We start from the raw sequence: 13803 nt of genomic DNA on the forward strand, positions 1-13803 counted from the left end.
GCCGCGATACGCTCGCGGCCCCCCGATGTGTCCTGTTACCGGGGCCGATGCCCCGAAGGGCTCATTTCAGCAGGCCGGCTTCCTTGTAGAACTTTTCAGCGCCCGGATGCAGCGGAATGCCAATGCCGTTCAGCGCGCTTTCCTTGCGGATCATCTTGCCCTTGGCGTGGCCCGCGTCCAGCTGCTTGCGGGTGTTGTCATTCCACAGCGCCTTGGTGATGCCATAGATCAGATCTTCGGGCTGATCGGCACTGGTCACCCACTGGGCGCCGACCGACAGGGTCTTCACATCGTCCGGGTTGCCATCATAGGTGCCGCCCGGCACGGTGTCGGCTGCAAAGAACGTATAGGTCGCGCAGATCTTCGGGGCTTCCTCGCAGGAAATCGGCACCAGCTTGACCTCGTGCTGGCTGGCCAGTTCCGCAATCGCGCCGGCCGGATAGCCGCCGACAAAGAAGAACGCATCCATCGCGCCATCGCGCATCCGGTCGGCGGCCTGATCGGGCTTGAGGAATTCGGCCTGCACGTCCTTTTCCGACAGGCCATAGCCTTCAAGGATGATCCGCGCATCGACCAGCGTGCCCGAACCCGGCTCGTCCAGCGACACCTTCTTGCCTTTCAGATCCGCCACGCTGTTGATGCCCGATTTGGCGCTGGTCACCAGATGGATGCTTTCGGGGTAAAGGTTGGCGATGGCGCGCAGTTTCTCGACCGCGGGCTTGCCTTCCCAGATGCCGGTGCCAGTATAGGCCCAGGTCGCAACGTCCGATTGTGCGAAACCCGATTCCAGCGAGCCGCCGGCAATCGCGTTGATGTTGGCCACCGAGCCGTTCGCCGACAGCGCCGAGGCGATCAGCCCCGGAACCCCGCACGAGCCACCCGATTCGCACGGACGCGAGCCCGGCGGGTTCGAGATCGCATTCGCCAGAAGGCCGCCGATCGGGTAATAGGTGCCCGCCGTGCCGCCCGTGCCGATGCGGAAGAACGACATCTGCTGTGCGCTGGCAGCGCCCGCCACAAGGCTCAGGGCCAGTGCGGCGCCTGCGATGATCCGATTGTGCTTCATGGGTCTTCCTTTCCGGTGATTGGCTATCCGGTGATTTGACCAAAAGGTTAGACAGGGAAGCCCCAAGGTTCAAGCCGCGTTCCGCCTGCCCCGCTTGCGCCGGGCCGCCCGGCCTGCCAAGCACGGGCCTGACCTACAGGAGGAACCGCCATGACCGACCCGTCCCCCGTTCTCGTCACCCGCTCGGACAGCGGCATCACCCGGCTGGCGCTGAACGACCCCGAGCGCCGCAACGCCCTGTCCTTCGATCTGCGCCTCGCCCTGCTGGCTGCCCTGCGCACCGAGGCCGAGGCGCGCGAAACGCGTGTGCTGGTCATCACTGGCACCGGACCCGGGTTCTGCGCGGGCGGCGACATTTCCGCCATGGGGCAGGACCCCGCCCGCTCGGTCGAACGGCTGCGCATCCTGCACGACATCGCCCGCACGCTGGCCAGCTTTCCCAAGCCGGTGATCGCGGCGGTCAACGGCGCGGCCTTCGGGGCCGGCATGTCGCTGGCGCTGCTGGCCGATCATGTGATCGCGGCGCCGGGCACCAGGTTCGGCGCCTCGTTCGCCCGCATGGGGCTGGTGCCCGATACCGGCTTCCTGTGGTCGATCCAGCGCCGCACCAGCCGCGCCCGCGCCCTGCGCATGGCCATGACCGCCGAGGTGATCGCCGCCCCCGCCGCCCTTGCCGAAGGGCTGATCGACGAAGTGGCCGAGGATGTGACCGCCGCCGCCCTGGCCCGCGCGCAAACGCTGCTCTCGATCGCCCCCCTGCCCTTCGCCGCCGCCAAACGCGCCCTGGCCGAGGTTGATGGCCAGCTCGAGGCGCTTCTGGCCCGCGAACTGCAGGATCAGGGCCGCATGTTCCGCTCGGCCGACCATCTCGAGGCTGTTGCGGCCTTCCGCGAAAAGCGCGACCCCGCCTTCCGCGGCCACTAAGGCGCAGCGCCCCCCCTTCATCTGTCCCCAAATATCCTGGGGGCAGGTGCACCCTCACCACAGGCGCAACGGCAACAGGGGGCAAGGCCCCCTCGCACAACGGCCCTCAGGCCGCCTCGAACCGGATCGGCCGGCGCAGGAATTGCGTCGCCTTGGCCGAAACGCTGGCCGGATTGCCGGTGGTCAGGAATTTCGACTGCGTGCCGGACCCCAGGAATTGCGGCCGGCGGGCCAGATAGTCGGCCAGCGATTCGGCCACCAGGTTGGCCTGGCTGAACACCTTGACCTCGGGCCCCAGCGCCTCCTTGAAGGCGGCTTCCATCAGCGGGTAATGGGTGCAGCCCAGGATCGCCGCCTGCGGATGCGGCATCCGGCGCTTGAGCGCCTCGACATGGCTTTTCACCAGCGCCTCGGCGAGAATCTCGTCGCCCTGCTCGATCGCATCGACAAGCCCGCCGCAAGGCTGCGCCTCGACATCGACACCGATGGCGCGAAAGGCCAGCTCGCGCTGAAAGGCCCGGCTGGCCACCGTGGCCGGGGTGGCGAACAGCGCGACATTCTTCACCGCCACCTCGGTCGGCGGGGAATTGTCGCCCCATTGCCGTTCGGTCAGCGCCTCGATCAGCGGCACGAACACGCCCAGCACCCGCTTGTTCGGCGGCACCCAGGTTTCCTGCATCCGTTTCAGGGCTGCCGCGCTGGCGGTGTTGCAGGCCAGGATCACCAGATCGCACCCTTCGGCCCACAGCCGTTCCACCGCCGCACAGGTCAGGTTGAAGATGTCATCCGCCGTGCGCACCCCATAGGGCGCATGGGCATTGTCGCCCAGATAGACAAAGGGCACATCGGGCAGACGCCGGGCAACCGCGTCCAGAACCGTCAGACCACCCAGCCCCGAATCGAACACGCCGACTGCCATTTGACCCGCCTATCGCTTGTGATGGGCCTCGAATTCCAGGCCATGCCGGCCGGCATCGAGTCCCCGTGGCGCAAGCTCATAGGTCGAACGACGCAGAAAATCCATCATCGCCTTGCTGTCCCCGCGAAAAGCCGCAAGCTGCGCCGCAGAAATCGGCTGGCCGATCACCAGACGCACCGGCCGATCCACCCGCGCCCGGAATTCGCGCAGCAAAAGCGCCATGCGCAGATCGGCGTGCAGATGGCTGGCCAGCTGAAAAAGGCGCGAATTCTCGCCCTCAAACCAGATCGGAACGACAGTTGCGCCAGTGCGCGCGACCAGCCGGGCGGTAAAGCTGCGCCAGACCGGATCCATCGGCCGATCAAACGGCCGCGCAGCGGTCGAGACCGTGCCGCCCGGAAAGATCCCCAGCGCGCCGCCGGCCGACACCCAGTCCACCGCCTGCCCGCGCATGGCGATATTGGCCCGCTGGCCTTGCACCGTTTCGGAAAAATCGACCGGCAGCACGACCTGCCGCAGATCGGGCGCGCCGCGAAACACCTGATGGGCCAGGATGCGGAACTCGCCGCGCAGCGCCGACAGGATATGCCCCATCACCAACCCGTCCAGGATGCCATAGGGGTGGTTGGCGATCATCACCAGCGGCCCGCTTGTCGGCACATCGTCGAAGCTGCCCCCAAGCACCTCCAGGTGCAGGCCATAGCGGCGCATCATCTCGCGCCAGAAATCGCCGCCTCCGGCCAGCGTTCGTTCATAGCCCTGCGCCCGCCGCACCAGCGCACGGCGGCCGGTCATGTTCTCGACCGCGCGGATCAGCAGCCGCCCGGCAGGCGTGCGCGCCGTCGGCGCATAGGAGAGGTCGCGGGCGATCTGGGGCGGCGGGGCATAGGGGACAAGCGCGGTCATCGGGCGGGCTCCGGGCTGGGACGCTTTCGTCCTAGCGCCGGGCGGTGACGCTTTGACGACAGCGCCGCCGCATGTCAGGAAAGCGCCATGACGCCAGATCAGATCAACCTGCTGTTCATCACCATCGACCAGTTGCGCGCCGACGTGGTGGCGGGCGGGCTGCATGGCATCGTTCCCACCCCGTCGCTGGACCGGCTGCGGCGCGAGGGCGCCTGGTTCCATGACGCCCTGACCGCCGCCGTCCCGTGCGGGCCGGCGCGGGCCAGCCTGATGACCGGGCTGCATGCCTTCAACCATCGCGCCATCCGCAACGGGTCGCCCCTTGCGCGCCACCATGCGACGCTGGGCACCGAGCTGCGCCGGCTAGGACGCGAGCCGCTGTTGTTCGGCTATGGCGACATCGGCCCCGATCCGGGGGCGCATCACCCCTCTGACCCCGACATGGCCACCTACGAGCTACCCGCGCCGGGCTTTCGCGAGGTGGTGAACATGCGGTTCGAGGCGCCGATGGACTGGATCGCCCATTTGCGCCGCAGGGGATACCACCTGCCAGAGCCGCAGCCCGACCGCTGGTATGACCTGCACCGCTCGGTCGGCGGCGGGATCAGCGACCCGGCGCTGTATCGGGCCGAGGACAGCGACACCGCCTTTCTGACCGACCGTCTGATCGAGGCGCTGGACGCGCGCCGCGATGGGGTCTGGACGGCCCACGCCACCTATATCCGCCCGCATCCGCCCTTTGTCGCGCCGGCCCCGTGGAACCGGCTGGTCGATCCGGCGGCGGTGCCTTTGCCCCAGATGGCGGCGGTGGACCACCCGTTCCGCGCAGCCTGGTTTTCCGAACCCGCGGTGCGGGGGCTGTGGATGGGCTTCGATGGCGATGCCGCCGCCCTGACAGCGCCGCAGGTGGCCGAGATGCGCGCCGTCTATCTGGGGCTGGTGGCCGAGGTGGATCATCATCTTGGCCGGGTGCTGGACTGGCTGGATGCCCATGACCTGACCCGTCGCACGCTGGTGATCGTCATGGCCGATCATGGCGAGATGCTGGGCGATCAGGGCTATTGGGGCAAGGACACGGTGTTTCAGGCCGCGCACCGCGTGCCGATGATCGTCCGGGGGCCGGGGGTGGCGGCGGGCCACTGTGTGGCGGGGCCGGTCTCGACCACCTCGGTCGCGCCGACCATCCTGACAGCGCTTGGCGGCGTGGTGCCGCCTGCGATGGACGGGGCGCCTTTGCAGCCCCTGCTGGCAGGTGGCCAGCCTGGGGACGAGGATTTCGCGCTTACGGAAATCGACCTTTCGCACCCGGTCCTGGGGACAAGATTCCAGCGCCACCTTGGACTTTCCGAACATGCCGCCAATGCCGCCATCCTGCGCGAGGCGCGCTGGACGCTGGTGCATTTCAACGGCGGGCTGGCGCCGATGCTGTTCGATCGCCAGGCCGATCCGGACGAGACCTGCGACCTTGCCGGCACACCGGGCGCCGAGGCCCAGATCGCGCGGCTGCGCTGCAAGATGCTGGATCACCGCATGGCGCGGGCGGACCGGCGCCTGACCGGCTGGAGCATCGGGGCCTGACGGCGTCGCGAGGGGAAGGGGCACGAGGGGGGCGCTGCCCCCATGGCAGGCGGGGCGCCACGTCCCGGTCTGGACAGCCCCCCGGGATATTTGGATCAAGGCGAAAGACAGGTGATGTCGGCCTTGCCAAGCGGGCGGCGGGCTGAGATCACAGCGCGATGGTCAAGGCAAACGGCTTCAAGGCGGCGCTGGCGGCGGGCCGGGCACAGATCGGGCTGTGGGTGGCGCTGGCAAGCGCCAATGTGACCGAGCTGCTGGGACATTGCGGCTATGACTGGCTGCTGATCGACGGCGAACATGCGGCCAACGATATTCCGCTGATGCAGGCGCAGTTGCAGGCCATGCAGTCGGGCGGCGCGCATCCGGTGGTGCGGGTGCCGGCGGGCGAGGTCTGGATGATCAAGCAGGTGCTGGACATCGGCGCGCAGACGGTTCTGGTGCCGATGATCGACACGGCCGAGCAGGCCGCCGAGATGGCCCGCGCCATGCGCTATCCGCCCGAGGGGATCCGCGGCATGGGGGCGGCGCTGGCCCGCGCCTCGCGCTTTGGCATGGATGGCGATTATGTCGCCAAGGCGAATGCGCAGGTCTGTCTGCTGGTGCAGGCCGAAAGCCGCAAGGCGCTGGAGAACCTCGAGGCGATCTGCGCGGTCGAGGGGGTGGACGGCGTGTTCATCGGCCCGGCCGATCTGTCGGCCGACATGGGCTTTCCGGGCAATTCCGGCGCGCCCGAGGTGCAGGCCGCCATCGCCGATGCCATCGCGCGGATCGTGGCCTGCGGCAAGGCTGCCGGCATTCTGGTCGGCGGGGCCGAGGCAGGCCAGCGCGCGCTGGCGCAAGGGGTGACCTTTGTCGCGGTCGGCAGCGATGTCGGTGTGCTGCGCCAAGGTGCCATGGCGCTGCGGGCCGCCGCGAGCGCGGAGTGATCCTGCGCGAGGCCGGGCCCGCGGATGCCGGGGCCATCGCGGCTTTTCACAATCGCATCTGGCACGAGACCTATGCCGCCCTTGCCCCGCCCGAGGCGATCGCCCGGCTGGACGAGGAGCATCGGCTGCGTCAATGGGGCCGTGCGCTGGCCTTGCCGCCACCGCAGGGCACGGTGCTGGCGGGAATTGGCGCGCGGATCGCCGGCCTGGTCAGCCTTGGCCCGCCGGATCATCCGTTGCACGGAGCGCGGGGCGCAATCGGGCATCTGTATGTCGATCGGGCAGCGCGCGGCACCGGCCTTGGCCGGAGGTTGTTGCTGCTGGCGCACGAGCGGTTGGCGGCGGCCGGGTTTCCCGGCGCGGCGCTTGCGGTGGTGCGTGGCAACCTTGCAGCACGCGGGTTCTATGCGGCCCTTGGGGGGACCGAGGCTGCAGGATTCGCCGATCCGGGGCCGCTGTGGAGATCCGACAATCTGCTGATCACATGGGATTTCACACCGCCCGGTCCATTGCCGTCGAGCCGCTGATCCCGAAGACCGGCGCCAACAGCCGCAGGCGCTGATGGCCCACCGCGCCAAAGCCCAGCCGTTCATACAGCGCCCTTGCGCGCGGGTTCTGGTCGGCCACGTCCAGCCGCAGCCGGCTATAGCCGCGCGCCCGCGCCTCGGCCGCCAGCGCCTCGACCAGGGCCGAGCCGATGCCCTGCCCGCGCCAGTCGGGATCGACCGCCAGCCCGTCGATCAGGAAGCGCGCATTATCGGTATCGCCGGCCAGCCCGCGCAGAACCGCGGACCGCCACAGGCTGCCCCAGCCGCCATAGATCGCCGCCAGATTGGGCCGGCTGAGCGCGATGAACCCGCCCTCGGGGCTGCGAAAGCCGCCGACCCCGACCACCCGCGCCTGATCGCGGGTGACGGCGACCAGCGCATGATCGGGCCGCGCGGCCAGCGACAGCAGCGCCATGGCCCGCCGGTCAGGACCAAGCAGGCGGCCCAGCTTGGCGCCAAAGGCCTGCCAATAGAGCCGCGCCGCCTGGTCGGCGGCCGGGGCCGGCAGGCTGTCGAGACGCCGGATCATGCAGATGCGGTTTGCCAAAATCCCCGGGTCCATCCCATTGCCCTTGTTCGCAGGATTGCCTAATCCGGGCGGGCAGGTCCAGCCCCGGGGGCAACGCGCGATGACTGCCGAAGTTTCCAGGAACCGCCGCAAGGCGCTGCTGCGCGGCATGATGTTCAGCGCGCCGTTTTTGCTGGTGATCGTGCCTTTTGCGCTGTTGTTCGGCGTGGTGGCCACCGGCGCCGGGCTGAACATTGCCCAGGTGATGGGCTTTTCGCTGGCGGTCTTTGCCGGGGCGGCCCAGTTCAGCGCGTTGCAGCTGATGCAGGAACAGGCGCCGACGCTGGTGGTGTTGGCGACCTCGCTGGCGGTCAACCTGCGGATGGGGATGTATTCGGCGGCGCTGACGCCCTCGCTTGGGGCGCTGCCATTGGGAACGCGCGCGCTGGTCGCGTTCTTTCTGGTCGATCAGTCCTATGCGGCCTCGGTGGTCGAGTTTGAAAAACGCCCGCACCTGACCCCGGCCGAGCGGCTGGCCTTTTTCGCCGGCACCGTGCTGCCGATCGCGCCCGCCTGGTATGTCGCCACCTGGGTCGGCGCGGTGGTGGGCACGCAGATTCCGCCGGACTATCCGCTGGATTTCGCGCTGCCGATCACCTTCATCGCCATGATCGCGCCCATGCTGCGATCCATACCGCATCTGGCGGCGGCGCTGGTTTCGGTTGTCGGCACGCTGGCCTTGTCCTGGATGCCCTATTCTACCGGCGTTCTGGTCGCCGCGCTGGCCGCCATGCTGACCGGCGCCATGGTGGAACTTCTGATCGGGAAACGCGCATGAGCGGTTACAGCGAGCTGCAAATCTGGCTGATCATCCTGGCGCTGGGGATCGGCACCTTCCTAATCCGCTTTTCGTTCCTTGGCGTCGTGGGCAACCGCGACCTGCCGCCTTTTGTGCTGCGGCTGCTGCGCTATACGGCGGTGGCGGTCATTCCGGGGCTGGTGGCCCCGCTGGTCGCCTGGCCTGCGGCCACTGGCGGCCAGGCGGATCCTGTGCGCATAAGTGCGGCCGCCGTGGCGCTTGGGCTGGGCGTGATGTTTCGCAATGTGCTGCTGTCGATCTGCGCAGGCGCGGCAACCCTGATCGCCGCGCAACTCCTGCTGGGCTGATGGCCTAGCTGCCGGGCCGCTGGTTCATCGCGGCCACGATCACCGGCGACATCTTCGGCTCGCGCGTCGGATCGGCCTCGTCGGGCGTGCCGAATTCCACGCGTGTCTGAACGCCGGGCAAGGACGCAAAGGATTCCATCAGGCTGCGCGGGAACATCGTGCTGCGCACCGATTCAAACCCCGGAACCTGCTGCAAGATCCCCGACGTGGCCGAGGCGCAGAACGCATCCGGCACCGGACCGTTCGCCTTGACCAGTTGCAGCGCACGTTCCGCCGCCTCGGGCGAGACTGCGACGCGCTGGATCACCGCATGATAGGGGCCATGCGACTGAAAGGCGAAGTAGCTGGCCTGCGCCTGCGGCGTGAAGCCATAGCGCACATCGTGCCGTTCCGGGGCGACCGGGCTGTCCCAGTTCCCTGCCGGATCGAACAGCACGCGCTCCGATCCGTTGATGATCAGCGCGCTATGCGCCCCTTCGCCCGATCTGTCGTTGATCGAGGTCAGCAACATCAGTTCCGCCTGCCCGCCGGGTGCGTAGCGCGCGGCTTGCACAGCCTCGTCGGGGGCCCAGATCTGCTCTGCCCCGCACCCCGAAAGGGTCACGGCGACGGCGGTTGCGGCGATACCCCGGATCATCGGGCGATCAGGCGTTTGCCAGGGCCATGAAGACCAGCACGCAGATCACGATACCGACGACCCAGGTCGTCATGCGGACGAATCCTGCAAAGGTCTGTTCCTGCGCACGGATATTCATGCTGCCATGCTTGTGTTCGGCGTGATCGGCCATGCCTCGGGCTCCCTGTTTCGCGTTGCAGGCAAGGTCTAGCCGATTCATCCGGCGCTGTCACGGGGGACCGGCCGGCAACCGGGCCGGGTGTGGCACGGCGGCCCCGCCGGGCACAGGCGTCAGGCGGCCGGGCCTTCGTCCAGGCGAAACCCGATCCGGCGCGGCGGTTCTTCGGGCGGCGATTCCTTGCGCACGGCCCGCAGCATCACGTTCAGCTGGCTGACATGCTGGATCAGCTGGGTGCGGGCGCCATCTTCGCCCTGGCCGTAAAAGGTCAGGATATCGGGGTCGAAAAAGCCCAGCCCCTCGATCCGCAGCACGCCAGCATCCGACCCGGCAAAGCCAAGCGCGACCTCGTGCTGGGCGTCCAGCTGGCTTTCGAAATTGCGCAGATACAGCAGCACCCGCTCATAGGCCCAGCGGGCCGGGCTTTTCGCCTCGGGCGGCTCGCGGGTCAGCGCCTCGGGCAACGGTTCCTGCTCGACCGTGGGGGCGGCACCGGGCACGGGCGGGGCACAGCGGGCCAGCCCGCGCATCGCGTCAAGCGCCGACGCCTCGTGGACCTCGGCCGAAGTCAGGATGTCGTCGCCGTTCACCTGTCGACCCTTTGCCAAAGCCAGACGTCATTCTCGCCGCGCCAGCGGCGGACCTCGCCCAGTTTCAGCAAATGGTTCAGGTGGGCAACCGATTCGACCATCGCCAGCCCATAGGCATCGCCCGAAATCTCGCGCCCGAACAACGGGACAAAGCACTGGCAGGCGGTGCGCGGCTGCGCCAGATGGGCGCGCAACCGATCAAGCGCGCCATGGTGGTTATCGACCATCTGCCGCAGACGGTGCGGCAACCCCTTGAACGGCAGCTTGTGACCCGGCAGCACCAGTTGGCGTTCGCTCACATGGGGTTCCAGCCGCGCACAGGCGGCCATCCATTCGCTGAGCGGATCGGCCAGCGGTTCAGAGGCGTGAACACCGATATTGGCCGAAATCCCTGGCAGGATCTGATCGCCGCCGATCACCAGATCGCCGCCCACCTCCCAGAAGGTCGCATGTTCGGGGGCATGGCCATCGCCCATGCGGATGATCCAGTCGCGCCCGCCCATGCGGATGCGGTCCCCCTCGACGATGCGGGTATAGCCCAGCGGCAAGGGCGCCACGACATCGGCAAAGTTATAGGGCCGCGCGGTGACGCGTTTCGCATAGACCTCGGGCGCCATGCCGGCCCCGCGCCAATAGGCCAGCGTTTCAGGCGCGGGCCGCTCTTCGACATCCAGCACCAGCATGCGGGCGTAAAGCCAGGCGGTGCGGGTGGTGATCAGCTCGGCCCCCTGTTGCTGGAACCAGCCGGCAAGGCCGATGTGGTCAGGGTGGTGATGCGTCACCACCACCCGCCGCACCGGACGATAGCCCAAAGGCCCTGCCAGCAGCGCATCCCAGGTCTTGCGGCAGATGTCGATGTCGGCGCCCGTATCCACCAGCGTCCATCCGTCCCCGTCGTCCAGCGCATAGACATTCACATGGTCCAGCGCCCAGGGCAGCGGAATGCGCATCCACAGCACGCCCTCGGCCACTTCGGTCGCGGTGCCTGGCGCGGGCGCATCGGGAAACGGAAAGCGGATCTGGGCCGCCGACAGATCGGTCACGCTGCAAGGTCCTCCGGGCTGAGGGCATAAAGCGATGCCGCGCCGTCCCGCATTTCCGCAAGCAGGGCGCCATGCTGGGGCAACTGGCGGCGGATGTAGACATGTGCCAGCGTCGCGCGGGCGCCCGTGCCGCCTTCGGCCAGCGCCGCGCGCAGGTGGAAATGCGCCCCCAGCACCAGCGCAAAGGCCCGCAGATAGGCGACCGACCCGGCCAGCCGGTCCACCATGTCCTGCGCGACCAGCGATTCGGTGCCTTCGCGCAGCGATTCCGCGGCCGACCACACCTCGCCTGCCAGATCGGGCAACAGGCCGCGCGCGGCCTCGGCGCCGTCCTGCACCTCTTGGAGCAGGCGCAGGGCCGCTTCGCCCCCGTCCATCATCTTGCGGCCCACAAGGTCGGCAGCCTGAATGCCGTTGGTGCCTTCATAGATCGCCGTCACCCGCACATCGCGCAGATATTGCGCCGCGCCGGTTTCCTCGATGAAGCCCATCCCGCCATGGATCTGGATGCCGGTCTGCGCAACCGAAATGCCGGTGTCGGTGCCATAGGCCTTGGTGATCGGCGTCAGCAGCGCCGCGCGGGCCGACCATTCGGCATCGCCCGTGGCGCGGGCCATGTCGATCGCCACGGCATTGGCCAGCGCGATGGCGCGGGCGGCAAACAGTTCCGACTTCATCCCGGCCAGCATCCGGCGCACGTCGGGGTGATCGACGATGGCCCCCGTGGTCCCTGCTGCGGGCTTGCCCTGCTTGCGATCCAGCGCATAGGCCAGCGCGTGCTGATAGGCGCCTTCGGCCGCCGAAATGCCCTGAATGCCCACGCCCAGCCGGGCGTTGTTCATCATGGTGAACATGGCGGCAAGGCCCTTGTGCGGCTCGCCGACCAGCCAGCCGGTGGCGCCGTCATACTGCATCACCGCCGTCGGGCTGCCATGCAGGCCCATCTTGTGTTCCAGGCTGACGACGCGCAGCGCGTTCGGCTGGCCCGGGTTGCCGTTTTCATCCGGGATCAGCTTGGGCACCAGGAACAGGCTGATGCCCCGCGTGCCGGGCGCCGCATCGGGCAGGCGCGCCAGCACCAGATGGCAGACATTGCCGCCAAAGTCGTGATCGCCCCAGCTGATGAAGATCTTCTGCCCCGTCACCGCATAGGTGCCATCGCCATTCGGCTCTGCCTTGCTGCGCAGCGCGCCCACGTCCGACCCGGCCGAGGGCTCGGTCAGGTTCATCGTGCCGGTCCATTCGCCGGAAATCAGCTTCGGCAGATACAGCGCCTGCAGTTCCGGACTGGCATGATGTTCCAGCGCCTCGATCTGGCCCTGGGTCAGCAGCGGGTTCAGCTGCAGCGCAAGGCAGGCCGCGCCCATCATGTCGTTGACGCACGAGGTCACGGCAATCGGCAGGCCCATCCCGCCATGATCGGTCCCGGCCGACAACGCCACCCAGCCGCCTTCGGCAATCTGGGCATAGGCTTCGGCAAAGCCGGGGGTGGTGCGCACGATGCCGTTCTCCAGCCTGGCGCCCTGCAGGTCGGCGGGGCGCTGCAACGGGGCCATCACCTCGTCGCACAGCTTGCCTGCGCCGGTCAGGATCGCCTCGACCGTATCGGGGGTCGCCTCGGCAAACAGATCGGTCGCGGCGACCTGCGAGAAGCCGACGACATGGTCGAGCATGAAGCGGTATTCGGTGACTGGGGCACGAAAGGGCATGGTTCCTCCGATTGGCTGACGCCTTGCAGGCGCGCCCGCTCTGTGGCACGGGACTTTTGCGCGAATGTTACCGCCTGCCCGCGCGCCCGCAACCGATACGCCGCGTCAGATATGAACACCACCCTTCGATTGAGCCCGGATGCCGCCGGCATCGCGCGCGCCGCCGCCCTGTTGCGGGCCGGCGCCCTTGTGGCCTTTCCGACCGAAACGGTCTACGGGCTGGGCGGGGCGGCGACAATCGATGCGGCCGTGCGCGGGATCTACGAGGCTAAGGGGCGGCCGGGCCATAACCCGCTGATCGTGCATGTGCCCGATCTGGCAGCGGCCGAACGGCTGGCGGTGTTCGACGATCAGGCCCGCGCCCTGGCCCGGGCCTTCTGGCCCGGCCCGCTGACTTTGGTGCTGCCCCTGAGGACAGGGGCGGGCCTGTCGCCGCGCATCACCGCTGGCCACCCGACCGTGGCGATCCGTGTGCCGGCCCATCCCCTTGCGCAGGCACTGCTGCGCGAAACCGGGCTGCCGGTCGCGGCGCCTTCGGCCAATCCTTCGGGCAAGATCAGCCCAACGACGGCAGATCACGTGCTGGACGGGCTGTCGGGTCGCATTGCCGCAGTGCTTGATGGCGGGCCCTGCGCAGTCGGGGTGGAATCCACCATCCTGGCGCCTGGCACCCCGCCCCGCCTGCTGCGCCCCGGCGGGGTGACGGCCGAGGATCTGGCGCGCGTTCTTGGCACCTTGCCCATCCGCCCCGAAGATGCCGCCCGTCCCGAGGCGCCCGGCCAGCTGGCGTCGCATTACGCCCCCGAAGCGGCTGTGCGCCTGAACGCCACAGCCCCGCAAACGGGCGAGATCTGGGTGGGCTTCGGCCCCTGCGCCGGCGCCGCCCTGTCGCTCTCGGAAAGCGGCAATCTGGACGAGGCCGCCGCGCGCCTGTTCGACGTGCTGCGCCGCGCTGACCGCCTGGCCGGCCCCGGCGGACGCATCGCCATAGCGCCGGTGCCGATGACCGGCCTTGGCCTTGCCATCAACGACCGCCTCGGCCGCGCCGCCGCGCCCCGGCCCTGACCCCCATTCTTTCGCCTTGATCCAAATATCCTCGGGGGGTGAGGTCCGGCTTGCCGGACC

The 13803-nt window shown here is 68.6% G+C and carries 16 protein-coding genes; 7 read left to right on the top strand and 9 right to left on the bottom strand.

What is annotated here, in order from left to right:
• Positions 1–61 precede the first annotated feature (61 nt).
• Entirely contained in the window at positions 62–1066 is a 1005-nt protein-coding gene (locus tag G481_RS0111535; RefSeq protein WP_028030169.1) for a TAXI family TRAP transporter solute-binding subunit, read from the bottom strand.
• 150 nt (positions 1067–1216) lie between these two features.
• On the opposite strand from G481_RS0111535, the gene G481_RS0111540 reads away from it, so the two are divergent.
• Positions 1217–1990, top strand: coding sequence for an enoyl-CoA hydratase/isomerase family protein (locus G481_RS0111540; RefSeq protein WP_028030170.1), 774 nt, complete (start codon positions 1217–1219; stop codon positions 1988–1990).
• Between the two features lie 106 nt (positions 1991–2096).
• On the opposite strand, the gene murI is transcribed toward G481_RS0111540, so the two are convergent.
• Positions 2097–2909 carry a glutamate racemase gene (murI, locus tag G481_RS0111545; RefSeq protein WP_028030171.1) on the bottom strand — a complete coding sequence of 271 codons (813 nt, stop codon included), beginning with the start codon at positions 2907–2909 and terminating at the stop codon, positions 2097–2099.
• Between the two features lie 9 nt (positions 2910–2918).
• Positions 2919–3815, bottom strand: coding sequence for a lysophospholipid acyltransferase family protein (locus tag G481_RS0111550; RefSeq protein ID WP_035025896.1), 897 nt, complete (start codon positions 3813–3815; stop codon positions 2919–2921).
• A gap of 87 nt (positions 3816–3902) precedes the next feature.
• On the opposite strand from G481_RS0111550, the gene G481_RS0111555 reads away from it, so the two are divergent.
• From G481_RS0111555 to G481_RS23625, 3 genes are all read left to right on the top strand, one after another.
• A complete protein-coding gene (locus tag G481_RS0111555; protein ID WP_028030173.1) occupies positions 3903–5393 on the top strand; it encodes an alkaline phosphatase family protein in 1491 nt (496 codons plus the stop codon).
• A gap of 158 nt (positions 5394–5551) precedes the next feature.
• Positions 5552–6319: an HpcH/HpaI aldolase family protein gene (locus G481_RS0111560; RefSeq protein ID WP_028030174.1), complete on the top strand. Its 768-nt coding sequence runs from the start codon at positions 5552–5554 to the stop codon at positions 6317–6319.
• Positions 6316–6846, top strand: a complete 531-nt coding sequence (locus G481_RS23625; RefSeq protein ID WP_035025898.1) for a GNAT family N-acetyltransferase — start codon at positions 6316–6318, stop codon at positions 6844–6846. The genes G481_RS0111560 and G481_RS23625 overlap by 4 nt, the downstream gene beginning before the upstream one ends.
• Here G481_RS23625 and G481_RS0111570 read toward each other — a convergent pair.
• Positions 6812–7429, bottom strand: coding sequence for a GNAT family N-acetyltransferase (locus tag G481_RS0111570; protein ID WP_245594962.1), 618 nt, complete (start codon positions 7427–7429; stop codon positions 6812–6814). The genes G481_RS23625 and G481_RS0111570 overlap by 35 nt on opposite strands.
• Before the next feature lie 67 nt (positions 7430–7496).
• Between G481_RS0111570 and G481_RS0111575 the strand changes: the two genes are divergently transcribed.
• Both G481_RS0111575 and G481_RS0111580 read left to right on the top strand, forming a co-directional pair.
• On the top strand, positions 7497–8213 hold the full coding sequence (locus G481_RS0111575; RefSeq protein ID WP_051294486.1) for an AzlC family ABC transporter permease: 717 nt from the start codon (positions 7497–7499) through the stop codon (positions 8211–8213).
• The gene (locus G481_RS0111580; protein ID WP_028030177.1) at positions 8210–8542 is read left to right on the top strand and encodes an AzlD domain-containing protein; all 333 of its coding nucleotides are present in this window, start codon (positions 8210–8212) and stop codon (positions 8540–8542) included. Before G481_RS0111575 ends, G481_RS0111580 begins: the two co-directional genes overlap by 4 nt.
• A 4-nt stretch (positions 8543–8546) precedes the next feature.
• Here G481_RS0111580 and G481_RS0111585 read toward each other — a convergent pair whose 3' ends face one another.
• The 5 genes from G481_RS0111585 to G481_RS0111605 form a co-directional block, all read right to left on the bottom strand.
• A complete protein-coding gene (locus G481_RS0111585; protein ID WP_028030178.1) occupies positions 8547–9179 on the bottom strand; it encodes a hypothetical protein in 633 nt (210 codons plus the stop codon).
• A 7-nt stretch (positions 9180–9186) separates the two neighbouring features.
• Entirely contained in the window at positions 9187–9330 is a 144-nt protein-coding gene (locus G481_RS25440; RefSeq protein ID WP_084450871.1) for an aa3-type cytochrome c oxidase subunit IV, read from the bottom strand.
• Positions 9331–9449: 119 nt separating this feature from the next.
• Positions 9450–9926 (bottom strand): DUF6173 family protein, encoded by a 477-nt coding sequence (locus tag G481_RS0111595; RefSeq protein ID WP_035025901.1) that lies wholly within the window; start codon positions 9924–9926, stop codon positions 9450–9452.
• Positions 9923–10969, bottom strand: a complete 1047-nt coding sequence (locus G481_RS0111600; protein ID WP_425402460.1) for an MBL fold metallo-hydrolase — start codon at positions 10967–10969, stop codon at positions 9923–9925. The genes G481_RS0111595 and G481_RS0111600 overlap by 4 nt, the downstream gene beginning before the upstream one ends.
• The gene (locus G481_RS0111605; protein WP_028030181.1) at positions 10966–12678 is read right to left on the bottom strand and encodes an acyl-CoA dehydrogenase family protein; all 1713 of its coding nucleotides are present in this window, start codon (positions 12676–12678) and stop codon (positions 10966–10968) included. Before G481_RS0111605 ends, G481_RS0111600 begins: the two co-directional genes overlap by 4 nt.
• Before the next feature lie 111 nt (positions 12679–12789).
• On the opposite strand from G481_RS0111605, the gene G481_RS0111610 reads away from it, so the two are divergent.
• Positions 12790–13743 (top strand): L-threonylcarbamoyladenylate synthase, encoded by a 954-nt coding sequence (locus G481_RS0111610; RefSeq protein WP_028030182.1) that lies wholly within the window; start codon positions 12790–12792, stop codon positions 13741–13743.
• Positions 13744–13803 lie beyond the last annotated feature (60 nt).

It is taken from the genome of Gemmobacter nectariphilus DSM 15620 (assembly GCF_000429765.1).
In the GTDB taxonomy this organism is placed as follows: Bacteria; Pseudomonadota; Alphaproteobacteria; order Rhodobacterales; family Rhodobacteraceae; genus Wagnerdoeblera; species Wagnerdoeblera nectariphila.

What these genes read in the sequence shown, in the direction of transcription:
- G481_RS0111535 (WP_028030169.1), bottom strand. Translation starts at nt 1,066, where the DNA reads ATGAAGCACAATCGGATCATCGCAGGCGCCGCACTGGCCCTGAGCCTT.
- G481_RS0111540 (WP_028030170.1), top strand. Translation starts at nt 1,217, where the DNA reads ATGACCGACCCGTCCCCCGTTCTCGTCACCCGCTCGGACAGCGGCATC.
- murI (WP_028030171.1), bottom strand. Translation starts at nt 2,909, where the DNA reads ATGGCAGTCGGCGTGTTCGATTCGGGGCTGGGTGGTCTGACGGTTCTG.
- G481_RS0111550 (WP_035025896.1), bottom strand. Translation starts at nt 3,815, where the DNA reads ATGACCGCGCTTGTCCCCTATGCCCCGCCGCCCCAGATCGCCCGCGAC.
- G481_RS0111555 (WP_028030173.1), top strand. Translation starts at nt 3,903, where the DNA reads ATGACGCCAGATCAGATCAACCTGCTGTTCATCACCATCGACCAGTTG.
- G481_RS0111560 (WP_028030174.1), top strand. Translation starts at nt 5,552, where the DNA reads ATGGTCAAGGCAAACGGCTTCAAGGCGGCGCTGGCGGCGGGCCGGGCA.
- G481_RS0111570 (WP_245594962.1), bottom strand. Translation starts at nt 7,429, where the DNA reads ATGGACCCGGGGATTTTGGCAAACCGCATCTGCATGATCCGGCGTCTC.
- G481_RS0111575 (WP_051294486.1), top strand. Translation starts at nt 7,497, where the DNA reads ATGACTGCCGAAGTTTCCAGGAACCGCCGCAAGGCGCTGCTGCGCGGC.
- G481_RS0111580 (WP_028030177.1), top strand. Translation starts at nt 8,210, where the DNA reads ATGAGCGGTTACAGCGAGCTGCAAATCTGGCTGATCATCCTGGCGCTG.
- G481_RS0111585 (WP_028030178.1), bottom strand. Translation starts at nt 9,179, where the DNA reads ATGATCCGGGGTATCGCCGCAACCGCCGTCGCCGTGACCCTTTCGGGG.
- G481_RS25440 (WP_084450871.1), bottom strand. Translation starts at nt 9,330, where the DNA reads ATGGCCGATCACGCCGAACACAAGCATGGCAGCATGAATATCCGTGCG.
- G481_RS0111605 (WP_028030181.1), bottom strand. Translation starts at nt 12,678, where the DNA reads ATGCCCTTTCGTGCCCCAGTCACCGAATACCGCTTCATGCTCGACCAT.
- G481_RS0111610 (WP_028030182.1), top strand. Translation starts at nt 12,790, where the DNA reads ATGAACACCACCCTTCGATTGAGCCCGGATGCCGCCGGCATCGCGCGC.